26 protein-coding genes and 1 tRNA gene are annotated in these 24,368 nt (G+C 53.0%); 24 read left to right on the top strand and 3 right to left on the bottom strand.

Features of this window, described 5'->3' with window-relative positions; genetic code table 11:
• Positions 1 to 8 precede the first annotated feature (8 nt).
• From HMPREF1250_RS06190 to HMPREF1250_RS06130, 13 genes are all read left to right on the top strand, one after another.
• Complete coding sequence (locus HMPREF1250_RS06190; protein WP_023053785.1) at positions 9 to 581, top strand: chromate transporter; 573 nt, start codon at positions 9 to 11, stop codon at positions 579 to 581.
• 136 nt (positions 582 to 717) lie between these two features.
• Positions 718 to 806 (top strand) — tRNA-Ser (locus tag HMPREF1250_RS06185).
• 165 nt (positions 807 to 971) lie between these two features.
• The gene (locus HMPREF1250_RS06180) at positions 972 to 1,946 is read left to right on the top strand and encodes a C-terminal binding protein (protein WP_036242864.1); all 975 of its coding nucleotides are present in this window, start codon (positions 972 to 974) and stop codon (positions 1,944 to 1,946) included.
• Between the two features lie 40 nt (positions 1,947 to 1,986).
• A complete protein-coding gene (locus HMPREF1250_RS06175) occupies positions 1,987 to 2,808 on the top strand; it encodes a polysaccharide deacetylase family protein (RefSeq protein ID WP_023053806.1) in 822 nt (273 codons plus the stop codon).
• Between the two features lie 32 nt (positions 2,809 to 2,840).
• Complete coding sequence (locus HMPREF1250_RS06170) at positions 2,841 to 3,782, top strand: phosphodiester glycosidase family protein (RefSeq protein ID WP_023053886.1); 942 nt, start codon at positions 2,841 to 2,843, stop codon at positions 3,780 to 3,782.
• Between the two features lie 9 nt (positions 3,783 to 3,791).
• Positions 3,792 to 4,688: a hypothetical protein gene (locus HMPREF1250_RS06165; protein ID WP_023053830.1), complete on the top strand. Its 897-nt coding sequence runs from the start codon at positions 3,792 to 3,794 to the stop codon at positions 4,686 to 4,688.
• Between the two features lie 14 nt (positions 4,689 to 4,702).
• A complete protein-coding gene (locus tag HMPREF1250_RS06160) occupies positions 4,703 to 5,041 on the top strand; it encodes a hypothetical protein (RefSeq protein ID WP_023053893.1) in 339 nt (112 codons plus the stop codon).
• Positions 5,038 to 5,478, top strand: coding sequence for a universal stress protein (locus HMPREF1250_RS06155; protein WP_023053771.1), 441 nt, complete (start codon positions 5,038 to 5,040; stop codon positions 5,476 to 5,478). Before HMPREF1250_RS06160 ends, HMPREF1250_RS06155 begins: the two co-directional genes overlap by 4 nt.
• Before the next feature lie 134 nt (positions 5,479 to 5,612).
• A complete protein-coding gene (locus HMPREF1250_RS06150; protein WP_023053880.1) occupies positions 5,613 to 6,863 on the top strand; it encodes an Nramp family divalent metal transporter in 1,251 nt (416 codons plus the stop codon).
• 83 nt (positions 6,864 to 6,946) lie between these two features.
• Positions 6,947 to 7,624, top strand: a complete 678-nt coding sequence (locus tag HMPREF1250_RS06145) for a metal ABC transporter ATP-binding protein (RefSeq protein ID WP_023053853.1) — start codon at positions 6,947 to 6,949, stop codon at positions 7,622 to 7,624.
• Positions 7,617 to 8,450 (top strand): metal ABC transporter permease, encoded by an 834-nt coding sequence (locus HMPREF1250_RS06140; protein ID WP_023053789.1) that lies wholly within the window; start codon positions 7,617 to 7,619, stop codon positions 8,448 to 8,450. The genes HMPREF1250_RS06145 and HMPREF1250_RS06140 overlap by 8 nt, the downstream gene beginning before the upstream one ends.
• Positions 8,443 to 8,904, top strand: a complete 462-nt coding sequence (locus tag HMPREF1250_RS06135) for a Fur family transcriptional regulator (RefSeq protein ID WP_023053797.1) — start codon at positions 8,443 to 8,445, stop codon at positions 8,902 to 8,904. Before HMPREF1250_RS06140 ends, HMPREF1250_RS06135 begins: the two co-directional genes overlap by 8 nt.
• The gene (locus tag HMPREF1250_RS06130) at positions 8,897 to 9,676 is read left to right on the top strand and encodes a serine hydrolase (RefSeq protein ID WP_023053817.1); all 780 of its coding nucleotides are present in this window, start codon (positions 8,897 to 8,899) and stop codon (positions 9,674 to 9,676) included. The genes HMPREF1250_RS06135 and HMPREF1250_RS06130 overlap by 8 nt, the downstream gene beginning before the upstream one ends.
• On the opposite strand, the gene HMPREF1250_RS06125 is transcribed toward HMPREF1250_RS06130, so the two are convergent.
• Positions 9,669 to 10,193, bottom strand: coding sequence for a nitroreductase family protein (locus tag HMPREF1250_RS06125; protein WP_023053864.1), 525 nt, complete (start codon positions 10,191 to 10,193; stop codon positions 9,669 to 9,671). The two genes, HMPREF1250_RS06130 and HMPREF1250_RS06125, sit on opposite strands and share 8 nt — an antisense overlap.
• 247 nt (positions 10,194 to 10,440) lie before the next feature.
• On the opposite strand from HMPREF1250_RS06125, the gene HMPREF1250_RS06120 reads away from it, so the two are divergent.
• The 11 genes from HMPREF1250_RS06120 to dnaB all read left to right on the top strand — a co-directional run bounded on the left by HMPREF1250_RS06120 (position 10,441) and on the right by dnaB (position 22,651).
• Positions 10,441 to 10,728, top strand: coding sequence for an ArsR/SmtB family transcription factor (locus HMPREF1250_RS06120; protein ID WP_036242878.1), 288 nt, complete (start codon positions 10,441 to 10,443; stop codon positions 10,726 to 10,728).
• 28 nt (positions 10,729 to 10,756) lie between these two features.
• On the top strand, positions 10,757 to 11,251 hold the full coding sequence (locus HMPREF1250_RS06115) for a SixA phosphatase family protein (RefSeq protein WP_023053837.1): 495 nt from the start codon (positions 10,757 to 10,759) through the stop codon (positions 11,249 to 11,251).
• 11 nt (positions 11,252 to 11,262) lie between these two features.
• Positions 11,263 to 12,063: a bifunctional hydroxymethylpyrimidine kinase/phosphomethylpyrimidine kinase gene (gene thiD, locus HMPREF1250_RS06110; protein ID WP_023053889.1), complete on the top strand. Its 801-nt coding sequence runs from the start codon at positions 11,263 to 11,265 to the stop codon at positions 12,061 to 12,063.
• 13 nt (positions 12,064 to 12,076) lie between these two features.
• A complete protein-coding gene (locus HMPREF1250_RS06105; RefSeq protein ID WP_023053831.1) occupies positions 12,077 to 12,919 on the top strand; it encodes a hypothetical protein in 843 nt (280 codons plus the stop codon).
• Positions 12,920 to 12,946: 27 nt separating this feature from the next.
• Complete coding sequence (locus tag HMPREF1250_RS06100) at positions 12,947 to 13,867, top strand: hypothetical protein (protein WP_023053794.1); 921 nt, start codon at positions 12,947 to 12,949, stop codon at positions 13,865 to 13,867.
• A gap of 357 nt (positions 13,868 to 14,224) precedes the next feature.
• Complete coding sequence (locus tag HMPREF1250_RS06095) at positions 14,225 to 15,886, top strand: ribonuclease J (RefSeq protein ID WP_023053815.1); 1,662 nt, start codon at positions 14,225 to 14,227, stop codon at positions 15,884 to 15,886.
• A 79-nt stretch (positions 15,887 to 15,965) separates the two neighbouring features.
• Positions 15,966 to 16,925: a DUF2232 domain-containing protein gene (locus HMPREF1250_RS06090; RefSeq protein WP_023053890.1), complete on the top strand. Its 960-nt coding sequence runs from the start codon at positions 15,966 to 15,968 to the stop codon at positions 16,923 to 16,925.
• Between the two features lie 17 nt (positions 16,926 to 16,942).
• A complete protein-coding gene (locus tag HMPREF1250_RS06085; protein ID WP_023053814.1) occupies positions 16,943 to 18,952 on the top strand; it encodes a DHH family phosphoesterase in 2,010 nt (669 codons plus the stop codon).
• A complete protein-coding gene (rplI, locus tag HMPREF1250_RS06080; RefSeq protein WP_023053839.1) occupies positions 18,949 to 19,395 on the top strand; it encodes a 50S ribosomal protein L9 in 447 nt (148 codons plus the stop codon). Before HMPREF1250_RS06085 ends, rplI begins: the two co-directional genes overlap by 4 nt.
• Positions 19,396 to 19,398: 3 nt before the next feature.
• The gene (gene lonC / locus HMPREF1250_RS06075) at positions 19,399 to 21,315 is read left to right on the top strand and encodes a Lon family ATP-dependent protease (protein WP_023053819.1); all 1,917 of its coding nucleotides are present in this window, start codon (positions 19,399 to 19,401) and stop codon (positions 21,313 to 21,315) included.
• 1 nt (position 21,316) lies between these two features.
• A complete protein-coding gene (gene dnaB / locus HMPREF1250_RS06070; protein WP_023053829.1) occupies positions 21,317 to 22,651 on the top strand; it encodes a replicative DNA helicase in 1,335 nt (444 codons plus the stop codon).
• Between the two features lie 72 nt (positions 22,652 to 22,723).
• On the opposite strand, the gene queG is transcribed toward dnaB, so the two are convergent.
• Both queG and HMPREF1250_RS06060 read right to left on the bottom strand, forming a co-directional pair.
• The gene (gene queG / locus HMPREF1250_RS11200) at positions 22,724 to 23,635 is read right to left on the bottom strand and encodes a tRNA epoxyqueuosine(34) reductase QueG (protein WP_023053878.1); all 912 of its coding nucleotides are present in this window, start codon (positions 23,633 to 23,635) and stop codon (positions 22,724 to 22,726) included.
• The coding region (locus HMPREF1250_RS06060) for a GntR family transcriptional regulator (protein WP_328512815.1) at positions 23,628 to 24,368 on the bottom strand (741 nt) is incomplete at its 5' end. The genes HMPREF1250_RS06060 and queG, both read right to left, overlap by 8 nt.

Genomic DNA, 24,368 nt, shown 5'->3' with positions numbered 1-24,368 from the left:
TGATGACGATGATTTATTGGCTGTTGTTTTGGGAATTCTGCAAAGTCGGCGTTTTCTGCGTCGGCGGCGGCTACGCCTCGATGCCGTTGATTCAGGCCAGCATTGTTGACGGCTATCATTGGTTGACAATGAGTGAATTTGTCGATATTTTTACGATTTCGCAAATGACGCCCGGGCCGATCGGGATTAATGCGGCAACCTTCGCGGGCACGAAGATCGCCGGTGTCGGCGGCGGTTTGGCAGCGACGCTGGGATTTGTCACGCCGTCTTTTTTTCTCGGTATCCTTTTGGCGAAACTCTTTTTGAAATACGGCAACATCGGGCCGATTCGCGGCATTCTCAACGGCCTGCGTCCTGCTGTCGTCGCGCTGATCTGCGCGGCGTCGATCAGCTTTATCTGGTTGGCGCTGTGGAATACGGAAGGCGTTCCTCAGGACTGGAGCGCTTTCAGCGGCGGCGGCCTGCTTATCCTGATTGCCGCCGTTATCGCCGTGCGTCGGAAATTCGGTGTCATTCATATCTTGTTGGGTGCAGGTCTTGCAGGTCTCATCTTGGGTGTGGCCGGAATATTGCAGGTATAACGGTCATGCCGCAACGGGCCGCAGCGGCTGTTGCCGTTGCCGGCGGGCCGGTGTTGCTCTGTTCGATCGGATCGGCGCCGAATTGAAGATAAATCTTGACGCGGCTCTCTTGAATTTGGTATACTTACTTCATTATGGAAGGGTGTCCGAGCGGTTTAAGGAGCTAGTCTTGAAAACTAGTGATACGGCAACGTACCGTGGGTTCGAATCCCACCCCTTCCGCCAAAGTTGCGAAGGCGCAAGCATTGAAAACAATGGTTGCGCCTTTTTTGTTTCCGCATCGGAAGCGGCAAAATTGGGATTACTTGCCATTTTATGCGAATTATGATATATATTTAAGTGTATATCTATACCTAAAAGATAATCGTATTTATGAAATGGGGCAGTGATATGTATCACATATGTGTTCTGACAGGACACCCGGATGAAGATGAGTTTGGAGAGCGGTTGAGCGATATTGCAGAGGTGGAATATTGCTCGGCCGAGGATGAAGAGGATTTAGCGGATCAGTTGGACGGCGCGGAAATTTTGATCTGTCGTGACGAACCGGTTTCGGCGTCGCTTATCGAACGCCTGGAGGATTTGCGGCTTATCGTTGTGCTGTCGGCTTTTACCGATCATGTTGATGTGGCGGCGGCGGCGGCCAAAGGGATCAGGGTTGTTCGTAATACGTCGTATTGTGTTGACGATATTGCCGATCACAGCGCGGCCATGATCTTGGCTTTATTGCGTCAGCTGCCGGAATATCAGAATGACATCCGCAGTAACAGCCGCTGGCAATACGGATCGATTACCTGGCCGATTCACCGTGTCGGTGATACGCTGATCGGTCTCGCCGGTTTCGGTCATATCGGACGGGCCGTGGCGCGGCGCTTGCAGGCTTTCGGCTGCCCGATCCAAGCGTTTGATCCTTTTGTCGATGAACGGGTCTTGCGGGAGGCCGGCGTCAAACCGGTCGACTTTGATACATTGCTGCAAACGAGCGACCTCGTTTCACTCCATCTGCCGCTGAATGAGGCGACGGAAAACCTGTTTCAAGATGAACAGTTTGAAGATATGAAGAAGGGCGCCATGTTTGTCAACTGCTGCCGCGGCGGGTTGGTTGATGAAGCGGCTTTATATCACGCCGTCGATGACGGTCATATCCGCAGCGTCGCCTTGGACGTCTTGTCTATGGAACATCCGAGCCCGATGCTGCTGAAGATGATTGCCCGTCCCGAATTCCTTTTGACGCCGAGTATCGCCTGCCATTCCGTGGAAGCCGACAAACAGCTTGTCGATGACGGCGAACGGTACATCAGACTCTTTTTGGACGGAAAGTATGATGAATTGCCCGTCGTTCATTGTGAACGGACGGAGTGTTGAGGTTCACCGGCCGGTGAGCGATAAAGGAGGACTCGGAATTTTGCGGATTTGGAAATTGCTGTGCCTGGCGGTTGTCTGCTGCTTCGTGTTGGGCGGCTGCGCCTTGCCGGAGAAAACCGGCGGCGAGACGGCGGAAAAGGCTGTACAGACGAAGCAAACGGCGACGGCTGTTCCGGAAAAGGTTCCGGAACAGGGCGTGCCTGTGCTGATGTATCATATGATCGGTGATGTCAAAGATAATGACGCCGTTTTGCTCGAGTCTCACTTTCGCCAGCAGATGCAGTTTCTGAAGGATAACGATTACCATCCGATTACGCTGCAGCAGCTGTATGCGTATATGGTGAACAAGCAGCCCATACCGGAGCGTCCCGTTGTCCTGACCTTTGACGACGGGTATCCGGATACGTATACTGTCGTTACGCCGATTATGAAGGAATACGGTTTTGCCTGTACTGTTTTTATTCCGACGTATGACGCCGATCAGGGGACGCGGCTGACTTGGCAGCAAATCAAAGAAATGCAGGCTGCGGGCATTCAGATTGCGTCGCATTGCCATCATCACGACGAGATGGGAGAAATGACGGCGGAGCAGCTCAGGAGCGAAATTGCCACCAGCCAGCAGCGGCTGAAAGAAGAGCTGGGTATTGACAATGCGTTCTTCTGTTATCCCTACGGCAGCGAAGATGAAGCGGCTGAGAAGGAATTACGGCGAGCCGGCATCAAATTGGCCTTCACGATGAAGTCGGGATGGGCCAAATACGGTGATAATCCCTATGCCGTCAGACGCGTCTGGATCGGCAATGCCGTTGATATCGACAATTTCCGGCAACGGCTTACGACGGAACGATATGCGTCCCGTTAAGATATGCTTAGCAGAGGATTCCGAGGTTACGTATGAAACTATTTCGAGAAATTTTTAAATTTATCATGGTGCTCATGGTGTTTTTTGCAGTGACATCGCCTTTTGTCGCTTTATTCGGTCCGTTTGACAATATTAAGCGTACCGTTGTCGGCGCCATCCTTAAGAGCCGTCATCCACAGTACATTACATGGCTTTTTTCGCAAGAAGAGATTGATGCCATTTTGGGTGGCATCAGTACGGCGCCGAAACAGGAACTTTTTAAATTTACGTCGCGCAGCGATTCTTCCTTGAAACTGAAAAATATTGATTCCAGCCGTTTTAAGGGATTTTTGTTGGAAATACCCGACCCGAAACGAGTAGAAATCGCGACGGCGGCGAATCTGGATGAAAAAGGCGACACGACGAGCGGTATCGCCAAACGGAACAATGCCGTCGCCGCCATCAATGCCGGCGGTTTTTATGATGCCAACGGCACTGGAACGGGACGCAGCCCTTATGGCTTTATTATTCATGACAGCGGCTTTATCCTGGGAAAAGAATCGGACGACAGTGAAGTGAACGAGTTTGTCGGTTTCACGAAGGACGGCAACCTTATTGCCGGCAATTACAGCAAAGGCGAGCTGGTTTCCATGGGAGTCAAGGAGGGAATCACCTTCGGACCGCCTTTAGTTGTCAACGGGGAAAAGATGATTACCAGCGGCGACGGCGGCTGGGGCGTCGGTCCGCGAACCGCCATCGGCCAACGCAAAGACGGCACCGTCCTCTTTCTCGTTATCGACGGCAGGCAACCGTCTTATTCCATCGGTGCAACGCTGCGTGATCTGCAAAATATTATGTATGAAGAAGGCGCCTATATTGCAGCCAATCTGGACGGCGGGTCCAGTTCGACCTTGTATTTGAATGGCGAAGTCGTCAATAAGCCGGCGGATCTCCTGGGAGAACGCATGATTCCGACGGCCTTCATCGTAAAGTAGGAGGCGCCCATGAAGATCGGTAATGTATTGTTGACCTTTATCGCCGGTGTAGCGATTCAAGCCGGCGTTTACTATTATCTGGACAGTTTCCTGTTTGCACCTACGTCGGATTATAAGATCGGCGGAACCAATCAGCAGGAGGCGCTGGGATTCGGCGTAGAGCCGAACGGGCAGTCCTATTATTCTTATGACAAGCGATTTATGGCCGTAATCAGTAATGAGAATGTGTCGATTTACGAAGCGGGAAAGAAGGGAAATCCTCAGCGTATCAGCCTGCACGGCAGAAATGTTTCTTTCTTTGAATGGCTTCCTGACAGGGATCTGGCTATCTTTGCCACTTATGGCAGGAGCAGCAAGACCGGTGCGTACGGCGTCTTTATTGCCCAGTATAACCCGCAGGCCCCCGACAGAGAGCTGGATACGGAGATTGAAGATGTGCCGCGTGACAGCAAAATCACGGACGTCGCCTATTCGACGGCAACGAATGTCATCTACATGAAGTTGCAGATTGAAGAAGGGCGGTATCGTATTTACCGCACTGATGCGAACTATGATACGCGTCGGATCCCCGTACAGGCGGAGGATATCGGTAAGATTGCCGTCTTTTATGACCAGGATATTCTCTTTTACGACAATTTGAAGCGCGGTATCGTCTACATGTTGGAAGGCGCGACGGGGACGTGGCGCGAGATTTCGCCAAACGGTAATTTCCGCCTCGTCGGCATAGACGGGCAGGAGATTTACATTGCCGAAGTGAATCGTGACGGTAAGGCCGTTGCGGCTTATCGCGGCCGTTTAAAAAAGGGCTTCACGAAGATTGCGACATACCAGACGCCGGAAGAGTTTTCTTCCCTGACACTGGACAGTATGCATGAAGCATCAGATAACATGGATAAAGAAAAGTAAGAAAAGGGGCATATATGGCTAAGCATAAAATACCTAAAAACCGTTCCCTTGAGGATATGTTTGCCGGCGTGAAAGAGGAGCTCACTTTTGAAACGGCAGACTGGGATGACGGAGAACCGCGGCGCTCGCCGTCCGGGGCCGCCAAGGCGGCACGGCAAAGTCCGGGCGATTTTCGCAAACAGTTTTTTACGGAAGACTTGCAGGAAAAAGTGGGAGCCCTGCTGTTGGAGATCAAGATGGCTTACTATAAAGACGGCGTCGGCGATATTTCACTCCAGGCCGTCAGAGACGGCCGCAATATCGTCATCAAAACAGCGCCGAAAGCCGTTAAAAAAGGAGGCGGATTACAGTGATAGCATATAAGCGGATCGTGGTTCCCGTCGACGGCTCGGAGAACGCCAAACGGGCGTTGGAACATGCCTGTGCGCTGGCCGTTGCCGCCGATGCGTCGCTGATCCTGGTGTATGTCGCTACGATCATTTCGGCGACGCCGAGTTTCGGTTCTCTTTTCGGCGGCTATGCGGCGGAGCGGGTGGCAGTGGAACTGCAGGAAAAGGGGGAACGGATCCTGCAGGAAGCGGCTGCATCTGTGCCGCACCGGGTGAAAGTCGAACGGGTTTTTGAAGTCGGCGCCCCTGATGCGATCATTCTTTCCGTCGTTAAGGAAAAGGCGGGCGACATGATCGTCATGGGCTGCCGCGGCCTGGGAAAAGTGGAAGGGTATGCCCTGGGATCTGTCAGTCAATATGTCATGAATCATGCCAACGTTCCCGTCATTTTGGTAAAATAAAGGAGCGTGAGCAAAGCATCGCTTTTTTTATCAGGAAAGCGATGCTTTTTTTATGATTCGGCGGCGTTATTGGCAGCCGCGATACGATCCGCGATGGCGTGTTATTTACTATAAGAGGAAATACAGGTGATACCGTGTTTGGTACATATGGCAAGCGACATGATTTTCAGCTGAATGCGCGGAAGGCGCTGAAGTATATCGGTCCGGGCATTTTGATTACTGTCGGCTTTATTGATCCCGGCAACTGGGCGGCCAATATAGCTGCCGGCGCCGAGTACGGTTACGCCCTTTTATGGATGGTGACACTGGCTACGATTATGCTCATTTTTTTGCAGCATAACGTCGCCCATTTGGGTATTGTTACCGGTCTTTGTCTGGCAGAAGGCGTGACGCACTACCTGCCTCGCCGCCTGGCGCGGCTGGTTCTTGCCACTGCCGTTTTGGCGGCGGTGGCTACGGCAATGGCGGAGATCCTTGGCGGCGGGTTGGCAATATCCATTTTGACGGGACTGCCGGTCCTGCCTGCTTGCTTTTTCACGGCAGCGGCTTGCTTTTGGCTCTTGTGGACGAATTCGTACAAGCGATTGGAAAAAATTATCATTACCTTCGTGTCGCTGATCGGTCTGTCTTTTTTGGCCGAAGTGACTCTCGTCCATATCGACTGGCAGGCGGCGGCGCCGGCTATGGTCATGCCGTCGCTGCCGGCGGGCTCGGTCATGATCGTCATGAGCGTACTCGGTGCCGTCGTCATGCCTCATAATTTGTTCCTCCATTCGGAAATCGTGCAGAGCCGCCAATGGAACCTGCAGGATGAGACGGTTATCAGCGAACAGCTGAAGTATGAATTTTTAGATACGATTTTATCCATGGGAATCGGTTGGGCTATCAACAGTGCGATGATACTGATTGCCGGAGCAGTCTTTTTTTCGCAGGGTATCACCGTGACGGAGATCGGACAGGCTCAGGCTATGCTGGAGCCGATGCTGGGCAAGGCGGCGGCGTTGCTCTTCGCCTTGGCACTTTTCTTTGCCGGCCTGGCTTCGACGACGACGGCCGGTATGGCCGGCGGAACGATCTATGCCGGTATTTTCGGCGAGGCCTACCAGATCAAAGATTATCACTCATGGCACGGTGTCGCCTTGACGTATCTTCTGGCGCTGGTCATTATCTGTCTGATCGTCGACCCGTTTCAGGGACTCGTTTATTCCCAGATCGCCTTGAGTGTCCAGTTGCCGTTGACGATTTTTACGCAGATATATTTGACTTCAGCGCATAAGGTCATGGGGAAATTTGCCAACACGACGCTGCAAAAGACGATTCTCGGTACGATTGCCGTCATCGTGACGCTGCTGAATGGCTTGCTTCTGTGGGAGATGCTGCAATAAAGGGGATATTGATGCAAATGCCTTGCGTTTGCAAATGGGGCGGTCTATAATAAAACGAACCTGTATGGGGAGGAGGTAGCGTTGTGATTGACTTGGAACATATGTATTACGCCTACGATTTGGGCGCGCCGTTTATCTTGAAGGACATTACGCTGCATATTGATAACGGCACCTATCTTTCCGTTGTCGGTGAAAACGGGTCGGGGAAGAGTACGCTCCTGAAACTTTTACTGGGCCTGATAAAACCTGTGCGCGGCAGGATGTACAATGATTTTTCCCGCACGGCCTATGTGCCGCAGCGTTTTGAATCGCTGAACAGCCAATTTCCGATTACGGTGCGGGAAGTCATGAATTGTTACCGCAAGGTGCTTCATATCAAGGACAGTTCCGTCGTAAAAAACTATTTGGAACTCGTCAAGATGGAAGCGTTCGGCGACTCGCTGATCGGCAATCTTTCCGGCGGTCAATGTCAAAAAGTCTTTATTGCCAGAGCGTTGATGGCCCGTCCCGATCTGCTCATCCTCGACGAGCCTTCCGTCGGCATTGACGTTAAAAGTCAAGCCGAGCTTTACCCGTTTTTGAAAAAATTGAATACAGAGCAGGGGATTACCGTCATTGCCGTAGAACATAATTTACGGGCGGCGATGAAAAATTCCCGCTACCTGTACCATCTCGCCGGCGGCAGCGGGCATTTATGTTCGCCAAAAGAATATATTAAGGAATATGTGACCGAGAATACGGGGAGTGAATCGTATGTTTGAATATACTTTTATGCAGAATGCCTTCGTCGTGGCGATTCTCATTTCCATCGTTTGTCCGCTGATCGGCATGTTCCTCGTGCTGCGTCGTTATTCCATGATCGGCGACGCTTTGTCACATGCTTCTTTGGCCGGTGTGGCTGTCGGTCTTTTGCTCAATGTCAATCCGATTATCAGCGCTTTTTTTCTGACGTCTTTTTTCGGCATTCTCATCGAAGTGCTGCGCAATCAGTTTCGCCGCTACGCTGAACTGATCCTGGTTATCGTCCTGTCATTTTCCGTCGGCATCGCCATTACGATCATCAGCTCCGGCGTAGTTCACGCTAACGTAGAGTCCTTTCTTTTCGGCAGTATTCTCACGGTGTCCCGCGAAGACGTGATTTCCGTTATCGTTCTCGGCATCGTATCCATCATTACGATCGTATGGCTGTATCCGCAGCTGGTCATGCTCACTTTTGATGAAGACGGCGCAAAGATCGCCGGAGTCAGGAGCCGGCTTATTAACTACATCTTTGCCGTTCTTGTAGCGGCGACGATTTCCGTTTCGATCCGCGTTGTCGGTATTCTCGTCATCAGTTCGCTCATCGCCTTGCCGGTAGCCACGGCGTTGCAGCTTAAGAAAGGTTTTCGCCGGACTTTGCAGCTATCCGTTCTTTGCAGTTTTGTCGATATTCTTTCCGGTCTTTTCCTGTCGTACTATATCGACGCGGCTCCCGGCGGCGTGACGGCCGTATTGTCCGTGCTGATGCTGTTGGCGGTCATTGCCGTGCGTCAGTGCCGTCAGGCGCTGCAGCGGCGCAGAGAAGGGAGGATTAACGGTGATGGATGAAAAGGAATACGGTGCGTTGCTTCACAAGCACGGTTTGAAAAACACGCGGGCCCGCAATTGGGTGTTGCATGTGCTGCTCGCTCGAGAAGGCGTTCTTACGGCGGAAGAAATCTATCAGAACATCGATCAGAACGGCGGCAAAGTAAATTATTCGACTATTTACCGAATTTTGGAATTATTTGAAACAGCGTCGCTTGTGGAGAAAACCTTTTTACCCGATTTAAAACGGCACGGTTATGCGCTTCGTTCCATAGGGCACAGGCATCGGCTGATCTGCCTGCGCTGCCATAAGACGGTGGAAATTTCCGCATGTCCGTTGGCGTCGTTTGAAGAGCGGATTGCCGCTGAAACGACATTTCAGATCGTAGGACATAATCTGGAACTTTTCGGGTATTGCGGCGACTGTCGTCGGCAACTCCGGAGAGAAGAGGAAGGAGACGGCGTTTATGAATGAAACGCTGCAGCAGGTATGCGACGATTATTGGCACGGCGCCGGCGAGCTTGCCGTTTACTGCCGGCGTCTCGGCGGCGGGGAACCGTTTTTGCTGCGAGACAGGCCGATGGCGGCGGCCAGTCTGATCAAGATTCCGATTATGATTGAAGCCTTCCGGCAGGAACGGGCCGGGAGAATTTCTTTTTCCGCACGCTGGCCCGTACGCGCCGCCGTTCCTGGCGGGTCTTTCTATACGCTGCCGATCAACACGCCGGTGACGACTGCCGTGTTGATCGAACACATGATCGTTGAAAGCGACAATACCTGTGCCAACATGCTCTTGGATATACTCGGCATGGCCGCCGTCAATGACTGCATCGACGGTCTCGGTCTGAAAGGGACCCGGCTGCGGCGGAAAATGATGGACTTTACCGCCGCAGCGGCGGGCCGAGAGAATGTGACGACGCCTGGCGATATGGGGCGGTTGATGACGCTGCTGGCAGAAGGTCGTTGCCTGGGCCGGCGCGCCGATGCGGCTATGTGCGGCATTCTTTCCCGACAGGAAGACAATTGCGTCATACCGGCGCAGATGGTCCGCAGTCTCCGCATCGATCATAAAACAGGCGAGTTGGCCGGCGTCTATCATGACTGCGGCATTCTTTATGCGCCGCAGGGCAAACTCATTCTCTGTCTCATGGCTGACGGCATAAAAAATGAGGCTCAAGCCATTTACGACATGTCGTATTTGGCTCGAGCCTTGTATGACGCGGTTGCGGCCGCTCCGGTTATTTGACGAAGATAACGTAGTCGTCTTTGCGCGGCTTCGGCGGCGGTGCCGTTTCGGCGGGGTAGCCGAGGATGCAGTGGCCGACGCCGACGAGATGTTCCGGCAGTCCCCATTTTTTCAGCAGCGCTTTGCCTTCAGGCGAAGCGAACTCTTCTTTGGCGCGGTTGATCCAGCAGGAGCCGAGACCTAAGGCTGCCGCGGCGTTCATCAGATTGCCCATGACGAGGCAGCCGTCCGACCAGGCATTGGCGGAACGCTCCGGATCGGCAAAAACGATGACGACTGTCGGCGCACCATAAAGAGGATCGCTGTCGGTACCCAGAATCTTTGCGTTCATGGCGGAAATGGCGGCGATGACAGCTTCATCCTGGATGACGACCATCGAGGCGCCTTGCAGTCCTTTGGCGGACGGAGCATACATGCCGGCTTCAAGAATCTGATTCAATTCCTGATCGGTAATCTGCTCTTTTTTATACTTGCGGATACTGCGGCGTGAGAGCAACGTTTGAAGGGATTCGTTCATAACTGATCATCTCCTTGTTTTAATATATTTTTATTATAACATAGGATGGTTATTTTTGTGATGTAAAAAAACGGCGGTCCCGTTTTTACGGAAACAAACCTGCGCGCCGGTTCGATTGCCGCCGCCGAGTATGGTATAATACAGTCAGCGGAATTGCGTCGGAACGGTAAGCTTGCAGGCAGAGAATGGAGAGAAACTCGTGACAGAAAATTACACTAAACAACATCCTTTTGAGGACGAAAAAGACATTTCCGTCTTGGAAGAGTATACGCAGCCTTTAGCCAACTTGTTTAAAATCCTCGGCGACCCGACACGGCTGCGCATTTTGCAGGCATTGATGAAGAGTGAGCTTTGCGTATACGATATTGCCGATACGATACAAATGGGGCAATCTGCCGTTTCCCATCAATTGCGTATTTTGCGTGATTCTCATTTGGTGCAATTTCGCCGCGACGGCAAGACAGTGTATTATTCATTGGCCGACGATCATGTTTATACGATGCTTCAAGTCGGTTTGGAGCACGTTGCCGAATAAAGGGACAGTCAAAAAGGGGGACAATGTCATGTATGTTTGTCTGATGCGGCACGGCAAGGCGGAAAAAGCGCATGCCGGCTGTGCAGATGCCGAACGCAAACTGACTGACAGGGGGCGGTGCGATGTGGCGGCAATGGCCGAGTTCGCAACCAATTGGTGGCCTTCTGGCAAAAAAGCAATGGAAGTGAGTCCTTACGTGCGGACGAAAGAGACGGCGGAGATTATCAGCCGCCGTCTTCATTGCCGCAATATGCATGTCAACGACGCGTTGGTTTCAGGCGATTTATCTCGCCTTTACCGGGACGTCCTCTCCCGGCGGGACGCCGATCTTCTTTTGCTTATCGGACACTCGCCGTACTTGGAAAACTGGAGCGCCGAATGGACGGGAACGACCCTTGATTTTAAGACGGGCGGCATGGCGTTGTTTGATTACGATCCTTATGACGGCGAAGTCGGTACGGCTTCCCTGTTATTTTATATTCAGCCGGCTGCAGTCAGATTGTTGCTGAAGCTGCAGCATTAGGAGGTAGAAACATGAAACATGTCTTATCAATTGCCGGTACGGACCCTTCCGGCGGCGCCGGTGCGGCGGCGGACTGCAAGACCTTTTGCGCGCACGGTTGTTTTGCGCTCAATGTCATTACTGCCGTCGTTTCGCAGAATACGCAGGGTGTGCGGGATTATATGGATGTTACGCCGCCGCTGATCGCATCTCAGATTGACGCCGTCTTTGAAGATATCGATGTCGATGCCGTCAAGATCGGCATGGTCAGCGTCGTCGAAACGATCCGGATCATTGCGGCCAAGTTGAAACGATATCAGCCACCCTTTGTCGTCATTGATCCCGTCATGGTGGCGACGAGCGGTCATCGGTTGCTCCGCCCGGAAGCGGAAGAATCGCTGCGTAAAATGCTGTTGCCGTTAGCGACGGTGCTGACGCCGAATATTCCGGAAGCGGAGGTGCTGACGGGCAAGGAGATCCGCGATTTCCGCGATATGGAAGAGGCGGCTCGCGCCATTGCCTCCATGGGAGCGCAAACGGTGCTGGTCAAGGGCGGTCATCGTACGGAGGATGCTACGGATTTGTTCTTTGACGGCAAGGAAATGCATTACTTCAAGGGACGCCATATTGACAGCACGAGTACGCACGGAACAGGCTGTTCTCTTTCCAGCGCCATTGCGGCCGATCTGGCGAACGGCATGACGCTTACCGATGCCGTTGCCGCGGCGAAGGCGTATGTTTTTGACGGTATTGCGCACGCTGAACCGATCGGCAAGGGGCATGGGCCGATTCATCATTTCTACGGGTTATACGAAAAAGCGGGAATCGTTTAAGAGAGGGAACAACATGATTGGAAACTATATCAAGAAAACGCTTTGTCTTTTTGCCGCCGCCGCAACGGTTACCGGCAGCGCCTTGGCGCTGACGCCGGCAGAGACGTACGAGGCGGCGGCCCGCAATATGGCGGCGCATCCGCAAGGAGAATACACGGTACAAATGAATGTGCAGGCTCCGTTCATGTCGGTGGGACGGCTGAAAAACAAAATCGACATACAGGAAATGCCGTTCAAAGTCAAAAGCACGGCCAGCGTTGGTTTTCTCGGCAACGAAACGTTGAGCGGCACGTCCTCCCTTTATGCCGAGCAGGACGGCGCTGTCGTTCACGTTTACTACGGTTACGGTGATGAGGACAGCCGGACGTGGCAGTCGTATGACCGCCCTTTACGCGACGCGATGCCGCTGGCTGCAACGTTGCGTGCTGACGGCAATGTGCTGGCAGGCGTGAAAACGGTCACGGCGATTTCGGCGCATACGTATCGGGTCGTCTATGACATGTCCCGCCTGTATGCGACAGGTGATGAAGCGAAGTGGGCTGAAGCGGGCCTTTCCGGGGAAGAAAGGAAGGCATTGAAGGAAGCGCTGCTGGCGTTGCAACAGAGTGGCGATATCCTTGCAGACGTCACGATTGACCCCGCAACGGCGCGCATCAGTCATATCTATTTCCCGCTGACGCCGCAGCTGCGCAGTATTGCAGCACTGATTGCGGCCAATGCCAATGTCCCGGAAGCGCAAAAGGCGTTGATCGGCCGGATTCTGGCCTACAGCAGCGTGAATGTGACCGTTGATTGTGCGCCTCTGCCGGAAAATATCGACTTTACGGTACCGGCTGCGGCCCAAAAAACGAGATAATTGTGGAATTTTTGAGGAGGATAATTTATGAATAGGAAGTCGTTATGGCTGAAAAATATACTGCTTACGGCGGCGTCGACGTTACTGCTCAGTACGGCCGCGTTGGCGGCAGACCCGTTGGCGACGTATACGGAGGCAGTCCGTCATAGGGCTGCAAACCCGGACGGCCAATATACCGTACACGTCGCCTATGATATGCCCTTTTTTAAAGGCGCCGTGAAAGAAATGATTTTTCTGCAAGCGAATCCGTTTGCCGTGAAGGTGACGGCGCAGGCGGAAGACGCTTCACTTCCGACGTTGGCGACGACGGTTACCGCTTATAGTGAAGTGGCGGATAAGGAATACCATTTTTACTACGGCGTCACCAGTATGGGTGCAACGCAGTGGTATGTCGTCTCCGGGACGGCTGATGCCGCCATGGTCGGACAAAGCCTGACGTCTCTGTTCCAGGTCTTTGGCGACGGTATTACGGCGGTTCGGCAGACCGGCTCGCATACGTACGTCGTCGAATATGATACGAATCGGCTCGGGTCCATGCTGAAGCCGCCTGCTGCCGAGAATAAGACGGCCGATAAGATTTTGCGGGCCTTGAAGCAAAACGGCACGTATACGGTTACGGCGACGTTGGATTCGACGGACAAGGCGTTGCAGCAACTGACGTTTCCCATGACGCCGCAATTGCAGGGCCTGCTTGCCGTATTGGCCGAAGACTATCCGCGGTTTACTCCGCCGGAACGGGAAATTATCCGGCAATATGCCGAGAATGCAACGCTTGATGTAACGTTGACTATTGCACCGCTGCCGCCGGGAGAAGATCTGCGTGTGCCGGCTGCCGTCAAGAAGGTGGCTGTACCGATAACGGATGGCGCCGCGACGCGTACGGATACCGTCCGTGAAGGCGATAAAGCGGGTTCGTCGCCGCAGTCTGCCGGACAGGGGCAGGGCTGATGACGGCTCGGAAATAGCCGGTCGCTGTTTCGCGTGCCCGTATTCGTTCGAGAAGACGATGCAACAAGTGAAGTGCCGGTGCGTGAGGCTTTGCGCATTTCGCCGGCGCCGAAGGGAGCGGCAGTGCAGCTTTGCTGCGCGATTTAAATGTAAGGCGGGCGGATTATTTCGTCAAATCTGCTCGCCTCAAATTGTAAAGAGAGTATATGAATCTTTGGAAATATGTTGACAGAGAGCTTAAAATAACGGAAAATGGTATAAACGGGACAAACGGACGGATGTTTATGAATTATGGGGTGTTTGTACGTATTACCGATTCACATTGCAGAACCATACGATATAGGAGGTAGAAAAAAATTGGCTAAGAAGGAAAAGCTCTTTGTAATTCCATTGGGAGGCCTGGGAGAAATCGGGAAAAACATGACGGTTATCCAGTACGGAGAGGATATTGTCGTCTTGGATGCGGGATTGGCGTTTCCCGATGATGACATGTTCGGCATTGACCTGGTCATTCCCGACATGAGCTATTTGATCGAAAATCGTGACAAAGTCAGAGCCGTCGTTATTACGCACGGACATGAGGACCATATCGGCAGTTTGGCATATTTATTGAACGAGATCAACGTTCCCGTTTATGCTACAAGGCTTGTGTGCGGTCTGATTGAAGGGAAGCTGAAAGAAAATCGCATTTCGAATTATTCATTGAATGAAGTGAAGCATGGCGATGAAGTGGAAATCGGCTGTATGAAGGTCGGCTTTATCCATACGAATCATTCCATTCCCGATGCAAGCGCCATTTATTTTAAAACGCCTGTAGGTACGGTCGTTCATACCGGTGACTTCAAGATCGATCTGACCCCTGTCGATGATCAGTTGATGGATATCCATAAGTTTGCCGATCTGGGCAGGCGCGGCGTGTTGCTGCTCATGTCGGACAGCACGAATGCCGAACGACCGGGGTATACGGAGTCGGAAAAAACGGTCGGACAGGCTTTTCTCCGTGAATTCAGCCAGGCCAAGGGACGGATTATCCTAGCTACCTTTGCGTCGAACATTTCCCGCATTCAGCAAGCGGTCAATACGGCGGTTCTCTATAAACGAAAGGTCGCCGTTCTGGGACGGAGCATGGTCAACAACGTTCAGATCGCCACGGAATTGGGCTATTTGGATATTCCGGAAGGAGTCCTTATCGAGGCTGACGAATTGAATCGGTATCCTGCCGATCAGGTGCTGATTCTGACGACGGGCAGCCAAGGGGAACCGATGGCCGGATTGTCCCGGATGGCTTTCAACAATCATCGCAGTGTCAGCATCATGCCCGGCGATACCGTCATCATTTCGGCGACGCCGATTCCCGGCAACGAGATGGGCGTCAGCCGCACCATTGATAATTTGATGAAACTCGGAGCCCATGTCGTTGCCGGCAGAGACAAAAAAATACACGTTTCCGGTCACGGCAGCCAGGAAGAATTAAAAATCATGCTCGGTTTGATTAAACCGAAATATTTCATTCCCGTCCACGGCGAGTACCGAATGCTTAAGAAGCACGGCGAAATGGCTGTGGAAATGGGAGTCGACAAAGCGCATATCCTCATTGGCGATAACGGCCAGATTTTCGAGTTTACGGGACGCAGCGGGCAAAAAACGGGCCGTGTCAATGCCGGCCGCGTTTTCGTCGACGGACTCGGCGTCGGCGATGTCGGCAACATCGTCATCCGCGATCGACAGCAGTTGGCCATGGAAGGCGTCGTGATCGTTGTCATGACCTTGACGAAAGGAACCAGTCACGCTTTGGCGGGCCCCGATATCGTTTCCCGCGGCTTCGTTTATGTCCGTGATTCGGAAGCGCTTCTGGCGGAAGCGCACGAACGGGTTGCTGCCGTTTTGGAACGATGTGAAGCGGGCAATATCCGCGAATGGGCCGTGATCAAGTCCCAAGTCCGCGATACGCTGAGCCGATATCTCTTTGAAAAAACGAGACGCCGCCCCATGATCTTACCGATCATCATGGAAGTTTAAAATCTGATAGCATGACAGCATACAGCGGGGGTTTTTGCCTCCGCTGTTCTGAATGTAGAGAGAAAGACAGGATGAGACGATGGACGATATGAATGTAAAAGCAATGACGACAGCCGGGCTTTTGGCTGTCATAATGGTATTTTTAGGCGTACTGGGCTACGTGTCGCCTTTATTCGCGCTGATCGGTTATTTTGTGTTTCCCGTACCGATGATCATCGTTTTCCTGAAATTCGGCGCCAAGTGGGCAGCACTGTTCGCTCTTGCGGCAGGCCTTTTGCTGGCCTTATTTATTTCACCGCTTTTCGCGCTGATCATGTTTCTCTCCTTCGGGATCATGGGAACGGCCATCGGTTGCGGCCTGCGGCGGCAATGGCCGCTGGGGCGGCTGATCGCTCTTGCTGCAGGCGCTTTGTTGGTATTGACCGTTTTGTTGTCCCTGTTGACGTATGCCGTTAACGGCGTTAATGTGATTGCCGTTACGACGGATGCCTGGCGGCAGACTTTCGATTTGGCCTTGGCGTCGTACAGCAGCCGGGGGCTCTCGCCGGAGGAAGCGTTGGCATTGCAGGAACAGGTCGATGCGATCAAAGAAACCTCGGCCGTTCTTCTGTCGGCGGCGGCAGTAGTCAGCATGTTTATCTTGGCTTACGTATATATCAAGGCGGCCGTCATTATCCTGCAGCGGCTCCATCTTCCCGTTCGTCCGCTGCTGCCTATTCGTTATTGGGAAATACCGCGCATTATGGTATACTTATATGTACTGGCACAGGTCATGCGCTACTGGGGATCGACAAGATCCGTTGAGTGGCTGAACCTGACCGGTGTCGGTTTGAGTTTGGTTTCTTTTTTCTTTATTTCCATCGAAGGTATCGCTTTCTTTCTGTTTTTGGCAGAGCGCAAGTTTCACCTGAAGTCGACGGGGCAGGGAATGATCCTTGCCGCTTACTGTCTTTTTCTGCCTCTTTTGCAGAATGCGGCCTTCATCGGCGGGATTGTCGAGATGCTGCTGCAATACCGCAAGAAACACGGGGGTCTTTGACCCCGGGGAGCCGACGCATGTTTAAAAAACTATTGGGCAGTCGATTTGAAAGGTATTATCTGCTTGTCATTTCCCTTCTCCTGTTGATCATTGCCGTGTATAACTGGGTAGTCGCCGCTTTGGCGGTAATCCTGATCATCGGCGCATTTTTCTTAAGCCGCAAAGATTCCAATGAGCGCAATCGCGAGATCAGCCGCTTTTTCGATGCCATTTCGCGCAGTGTCGATCAGGCGACGACATATGCCGTTCAAAATCTTCCCATCGGTATTGCCATCATTGACTCGGAATCGGCGCTTTGCTGGTCGAACAGTGTTTTCATGGACTGGTTGGCGGCTGTCGACGACGGACAGAAAATGAGTCAGATCATGCCGAATTTGAATCTCGATAAGGTTTGGGGAAAGTCGGGGTATTTTTTTGAAACGATCAATGACCGGTACTATCGCGTGGTTTACAAGTATCTGCAAACTGATGCATCGGAAGACGATAATTATTTGATCCTGTACTTCGAGGACATTACCGATACGGAACGACAGAAAGAAAATGCCCTGCAGACTATGCCCGTTTTTGCGGAAATTGTCATTGACAACATGGAAGAAGTGGGCAAGGGGATGTCGGCTGTACAACAGGCGACACTTTGGACCGACGTCAACAACTGCATTGTCGGAGAAATGACGGCGCTGGGCTGTTATATCCATGTATACGGCAATGAAAACTATTTTGTCTGCTTAACGAGGAAGGCCTTCGAAGGGTTGAAGAAAAATCATTTCGCCATCCTCGACAAGATCAGAGCCATTCACACCGTGAACCGCATTCCCGTTACTGTCAGCATGGGTGTGGCGGCAGTACCGGAAGAAACCTTTACCCGAGGCTTATCCGATTTCAACGAGCTGGCCGACAAGGCTCATGCCGGCGTTGACTTGGCGTTGGGACGCGGCGGCGATCAGGTCGTCGTTTATGAAGAATCGGGAGAGGTTCATTTTTTCGGCGGCAAGACGCAGTCCCTGGAAAAGAACACCCGCGTTCGCGCCCGTATTGTTGCCCAGGCCCTGCATGAATTGATCGATACGAGTGAAAACGTGCTGGTTATGGGACACGAACGGGAAGATTACGACTGCATCGGTTCCGCCATCGGCGTGGCTCATATGGCGCGTATTGCCGGTAAGTCCGTGCATATCGTCGCCAGTAAAGAAACAGATGCGATTCAGCCGCTGTTGGATAAAGTCAGCGAGGTGGAACTTTTCCGCAATCTGCTGATTACGCCGGAAACGGCGGAAATGATGTGCACCGAAAAAACGCTTCTTTTTATTACCGATACGCATCGGGCCGATATGACGGCGGCGCCGAAGCTTTTGGAAAAAACGAAACGCCGCGTCGTAATCGACCATCATCGGCGCAGCAGCGATTTCATCAAGAAGCCCCTTTTAACGTATACGGAGACGTCGAGCTCCTCGACGAGCGAACTCGTTACGGAGCTGATCCAGTATTTCAGGGATGATGTGGAGCTTGAGAAGGTCGAAGCAACGGCCTTATATGCCGGTATCGTCGTCGATACGAAGAGCTTTGCCGTGCAGACCGGCGTGCGCACTTTTGACGCCGCCGCGTATTTGCGGCGCAGCGGCGCCGATCCGACGATCGTGCGCGGTCTTTTCAGCTCGGATTTCGCCCTGGTCAAGACGAAGGCGCAAATGCTGGCCGACGCGGTTATTATGGACAGTATTGCCATGACGAATTGTCCGCCCGGCGTGGAGAACGCGCCTGTCGTATCGGCACAGGTGGCGGATATGCTGTTAGGAATCAATACGGTCGAGGCGAGCTTTGCTTTTTATGCGCTTTCTGACGGCAATCTCGGCGTCAGCGCCCGCTCTCAGGGCAATATCAACGTGCAGCTGGTCATGGAAGAACTCGGCGGCGGCGGTCACCGCACCGTCGCCGGTGCGCAGCTGAAAGGACTGTCTCCGACAGAGGGACAGGCTGCCGTGCGGAAAGCATTGCAGCAAGTTGCAGAAAAGGAGAGTACAACGATATGAAAGTAATCTTATTGCAAGACGTAAAAAAATTAGGAAAAAAAGGGAAAATCGTCGAAGTTTCCGACGGATATGGCCGTAATTATCTGTTGGCGCGTAAGTTGGCGGCACCCGGTACGGCTGAAAATATCAACGATGCCAAACAGAAAAGCGCGGCGGCGCAGCATAAGGCGAAGGTGGCTTCCGACGAAGCGGTCATCCTGGCCAGTCAGCTGAAGAAAGTCGAATTGACGATTCCCGTGCGTACCGGTGAAGGCGGCAAGGTCTTCGGCGCCATTACGGGAAAGAACATCAGCGATGCCGCAAAGGAACAATACAACCTTGATCTGGACAAGAAAAAAGTGGAGATCAAAGACCCGATCAAGGCCGTCGGGACGTATGATGTCATCATCCGTGTTCATCCGACGATTACAAGCGTGATCAAAGTTCATGTCACCGAAGGATAAGGTATGAAAGAGTTATTAGATAAATTACTGCAGCGCCATAAGTATCTGGAACCGACGGCGGAAGAGGAACTGCGCCGGCAGGTGAACGTGTTGTACGGCGCTTTTACGGGTCTCATCGGTCCGGAAAAAATGGTTCTTCGCGCCAGCAAATATTCCGCTTTGGCCTACGTTCACTCCGAAGATCCCCGGCAGCGCCTGACAGGGCTGCAGCGGCTGATTTATGAAGATGCGTCGTACGATAAGGTACCGACAGACGAAGAGGTTGTCGACGTGTTGAACGAGTTGGAAACCGTTTTGGCGGAGATGCTGGCGCGGCAGGCCGTGGAAGAACGGCTGGAAAAGAAGATTTCCCAGCGGATGGAAGAAAAACAGCAGGAATATGTCCAGGAAATCAAGATGCAGCTGATCCAGGAAGAGTTGCATGACGTCGAAACGCCGCAGACGAAGCAGAAGTTGGAGGCCTTGCAACGGCTCGATACGATCCAGTTGGCCGCATCCGTTATGGAACGGGTTCGACCGAAAAAACTGTCGGCTATCGTCGGGCAGGAGCGGGCTGTAGAAGCGATGCAGAGCAAATTGGCATCCGTCTATCCCCAGCATCTGCTCCTTTACGGACCGCCAGGTGTCGGTAAGACGACGGCTGCCCGCATTATTTTGGACGAGGCCAAAAAGTTGCCGTTTACTCCCTTCGGCGCAGATGCGCCTTTCGTGGAAACGGCAGGGACGACCTTGCGCTGGGACTCGCGGGATATGACGAATCCCCTGATCGGTTCCGTTCATGATCCCATTTATCAGGGAGCGAGGCGGGATCTGGCCGAAACGGGTATTCCCGAGCCGAAGCCGGGGCTTGTAACGGAAGCACACGGCGGTATTCTCTTCATCGATGAAATCGGCGAAATGGATCCCATGCTGCTGAATAAATTATTGAAAGTATTGGAAGATAAACGGGTGAAATTCGAATCGGCTTATTATGACGAATCGGATCCGAATATTCCCGAATATATACGCAAACTCTTTGCCGACGGTGCGCCGGCGGACTTCATTCTCATCGGGGCCACGACACGGGATCCGTCGGAAATCAATCCGGCTATCCGTTCGCGTTGCGCCGAAGTGTTCTTCGAGCCGCTGGTACCGGCCGATATCGTTCGGATCATCGTCAATGCCGCTGCGGAGTTGGGGATTTCTCTGGCTGACGGTGTGGCGGAAAAGATCAGCACCTTTACGATTGAAGGGCGTAAGGCCGTCAATATTTTGGCTGATGCGTACGGTCATGCCGTTTATCAGCAAAAAAGCACGACGGATATACAAATTACGCTGGAGACCATTCAGCATATTGCTCACGTCAGTCGCTTAGTGCCGTATGTGCCGGAACGGGCGTCGTCGGCAGGCGTCATCGGCAAGGTCTTCGGCCTCGGCGTTGCCGGTTATCTCGGTTCGACGTTGGAAATCGAAGCCGTCGCCTTTCCGGCGCAGACAGCGGGCAAAGGCTATTTCCGCTTTAACGATACGGCCGGTTCCATGGCGAAGGATTCCATGTTTAATGCCGCCGCCGTCGTTCGCGCCGTGACAGGCAAAGAGCTGGCTGATTTCGACATCAACATCAATTTTATCGGCGGCGGCAATATTGACGGACCGTCAGCGGGAACGGCGATTACGACGGCGCTGATTTCCGCCATTACCAAGGTGCCGGTACGCCAAGATGCGGCCGTTACGGGAGAAATTTCCGTACAGGGACAGGTTAAACCTGTTGGCGGCGTCTTTGAAAAAGCGTATGGCGCCAGCCGTGCCGCAATGAAGACCATTATTATTCCGGAAGAGAATAAAGAAGATATACCGGCAGATCATTTGGGGCTTGAAGTCTGTCCCGTCAAGACGATCGGCGAGGTCTTGGATCTGTTGCTCATCAAACAGGAGTCGTAAAATGGAACAACGAATACCGCCGCAGAATATAGAAGCGGAACAGGCCGTTCTCGGCGCGATGATGTTGGAACACGACGCGGCGACGTTGGCTGCGGAGAAACTGCTTCCCGTCGATTTTTATCGTGAAGTACACCGCATTATTTTTGAAGCGATGGTCAATTTGCACGGCGAACGGAAAGAAATCGACGTCATTACGCTTCCGGAAGAGCTGCGGCGCATGAAAAAGCTGGACGATGCGGGCGGCCTGGAATATGTGCTGAGCTTGCCGAATCTCGTGGCGACGGCTGCCAATATCGAATACCATATCAACATTGTCGTGGAAAAGTCATTGGCCCGCAAGCTCATTTCCACCTGTACCGATTTGGCAACGGAAGCTTACGACGGCGAGACGGCGGCGAGTGAACTGCTCGATAAAGCGGAGCAGAAAATCATGGGGATCTCCGACAGCAACAATCGCAGCGATTTCGCGCCCGTCAGCGACGTCGTCAATGAGACGCTCGATAAGATTACGAAGCTTTATGAAAATAAAGCGGGGCTGACAGGCTTGCCGACGGGATTTCGCGATCTCGACCTCCTGACGTCGGGGTTGCAGCCGTCCGATTTGATCCTCATCGCCGCTCGCCCCAGTATGGGGAAGACGGCCTTTACGCTGAATATCGCCCAAAACGTCGGGGTGCGCCAGCAGAAAACGGTTGCTTTTTTTTCGTTGGAAATGTCCCGGGAACAGCTGGTACAGCGATTGCTCTGCCAGATTTCTCATATTGATTCGCAGAAGCTCAGGACCGGTCAGCTGAACAGCGACGAAGAATGGGGAAGACTGACGGAGGCGTGCAGTAAATTATACCAAGCGCCGATTTATATCGACGATACGCCCGGCATCGGCGTCGGAGAAATGCGTTCCAAAGCGCGGCGGCTGAAATCGGAAAAAGGCCTTGATCTGATTATCGTCGATTATCTGCAGCTCATGCAGGGGCGCAATGCCGAAAGCAGGCAGCAGGAAATCTCCGATATTTCCCGTTCCCTGAAAGCGCTGGCGCGTGAGCTGAAAGTGCCGCTCATCGCTTTGTCGCAGCTGTCGCGAGGCGTTGAGAGCCGGCAGGACAAACGGCCCATGTTGAGCGATTTGCGTGAATCGGGGGCGTTGGAACAGGATGCCGATATCGTGTCCTTCCTTTACCGCGAAGATTATTACGATAAGGAGACGGAGAATCAGCACATTACGGAAGTCATCGTGGCCAAGCACCGCAACGGCGCGACGGATACGGTGAAGCTCTACTTCAAAGGAGAGTACACGCTGTTTCTTAATCTCGATACGCATCACAGCGAAGAATTTTAATAACCAAAAAGGGATACGAGACGATCATCTCGTATCCCTTTTTGGTTGGGTTGCCGGCGGTTCGGCATAATTTTATCCGGATGGACCTGCTGGAAAAGGCGGCGGTGTTTCCCCGTTTTCTTTCAAATACGCCAAGTTGCGCAGCAATATTTTTTTACCGCGCCAGGCAAAGGCGCGGTTGCCGTAAGCGGCGCGGAACTGGCCGTTCGTAATGGATTCCAAGGCGGCGGCATCGATGTGCGTCAGCAGCTGCTCCCTGAATTCAGGCAGCGGCGTTACCGGCACGTCCCGATTATGAGGGCAGACGCGCTGGCATTCATCACAGCCGAAGACGAGGGGCGTTTTTTGTATAATCGCGATTTCCGCAGGGGATAAGTCGCCTTTTTTTTGCGTTAAATACGATTTGCAACGCTCATAGGTGTAGGATGTGCCGGTAAAGCAATTGCCGGGGCAGGCGGCGGCGCAGGCGCCGCAGTGGCGGCATTCGCGCTGGTTCGGCGCGTCGGCGTCCAGGGGCAGGGTAGTCAGCAGGCTGCCGATGAAGCAGTACGTGCCGTAGGTTTCGTGAATGAGGCAGCGATTGTCGCCGAAGAAGCCGAGGCCGGCGCGCTGGGCCAAATAGCGATCGGCTAAGGGCGTCGTATCGATGACGGCGACTTGCCGGCTGTCGGGGAAACGGCGGCGAATGGCCGCGTCGAAGCGTGTCAGATAGTCACGAATAATCTGATGATAATCGCGGCTCTGGCAATAGAGGGAGAGGTTGGCCTTGCCTGCCTTTTGGCCGTGGTAGTAGGGAAATAAGACGACGATAATGGCACGGCATGCCGGCAGCAGGCGCTTCGGTTGCCAGCGGTCCTCGCCGTGGCCGGCGGCGAGAGGGCAAATCGGCTCGGTCGACACTTCTGCCGGCAGTTCGGCGGCGGCAATACCGATGCAGTCGAGCCCGAGTTCCCGTCCCAGCGCTTTGATGAGGCGACTATCCATGGAGAGAGTCGCTTTCCTTGATTTTCGGCCTGACGATATAACTGTACGCGGAGGTATAACAAATATGCAGGTGGTGGCGCATGGCGATCTCCGCTTCTTCAGCGCTGTGCCGTTCCAGGGCTGCGGCGATGGCGGCGTGTTCATTGGCTGCTTCGGCGACGCGGCTGGTACGGCTGTAAAGGGAATTGATGCCGGTTCGCTTGATATTATCCCGAAGTTCCTCTACGACGTATCGAAGAAGGGAGTTGCCGGATGCTTCAATAATGGTATTATGAAACTCCGTGTCGCTGAAAATGAACTCCTGGTATTTCGGACTGTCATATTCCGCCAGTTTGCGCTGTTGTTCTACAGACAGACGCAGTATCTCCAGCTGTTCCGACGTGATATGGGAACAGGCCAGCTGGACGGACAATACTTCCAGTGCCGTGCGGATCTGAAAAATATTAGTTAAATTTTTGGCGTCCAAACTTTTGACGATAATTCCCTTCTGCGGAATATAGCGGACCCAGCCTTCCTTCTGCAAACGCAGCAACGCTTCACGCACCGGCGTGCGGCTGACACGCAGTTCATCGGCGAGCGTCCGTTCCGAAAGCAGGTGACCGTCTTGATACTTTTGATCGAGCAGGCGTTTTTTGATAATCGTGTAGATTTGATTTTTTAATGACTGCGCATGATAATTGACCATACGGACCTCCCTTTGGACGTAATGGAGAAAAAGACTGGCATTCCCCGG

The sequence above is a fragment of the Megasphaera vaginalis (ex Srinivasan et al. 2021) genome (assembly GCF_000478965.1).
Lineage (GTDB): Bacteria > Bacillota > Negativicutes > Veillonellales > Megasphaeraceae > Megasphaera > Megasphaera vaginalis.
This window is presented reverse-complemented; position numbering and strand designations above follow the sequence as displayed.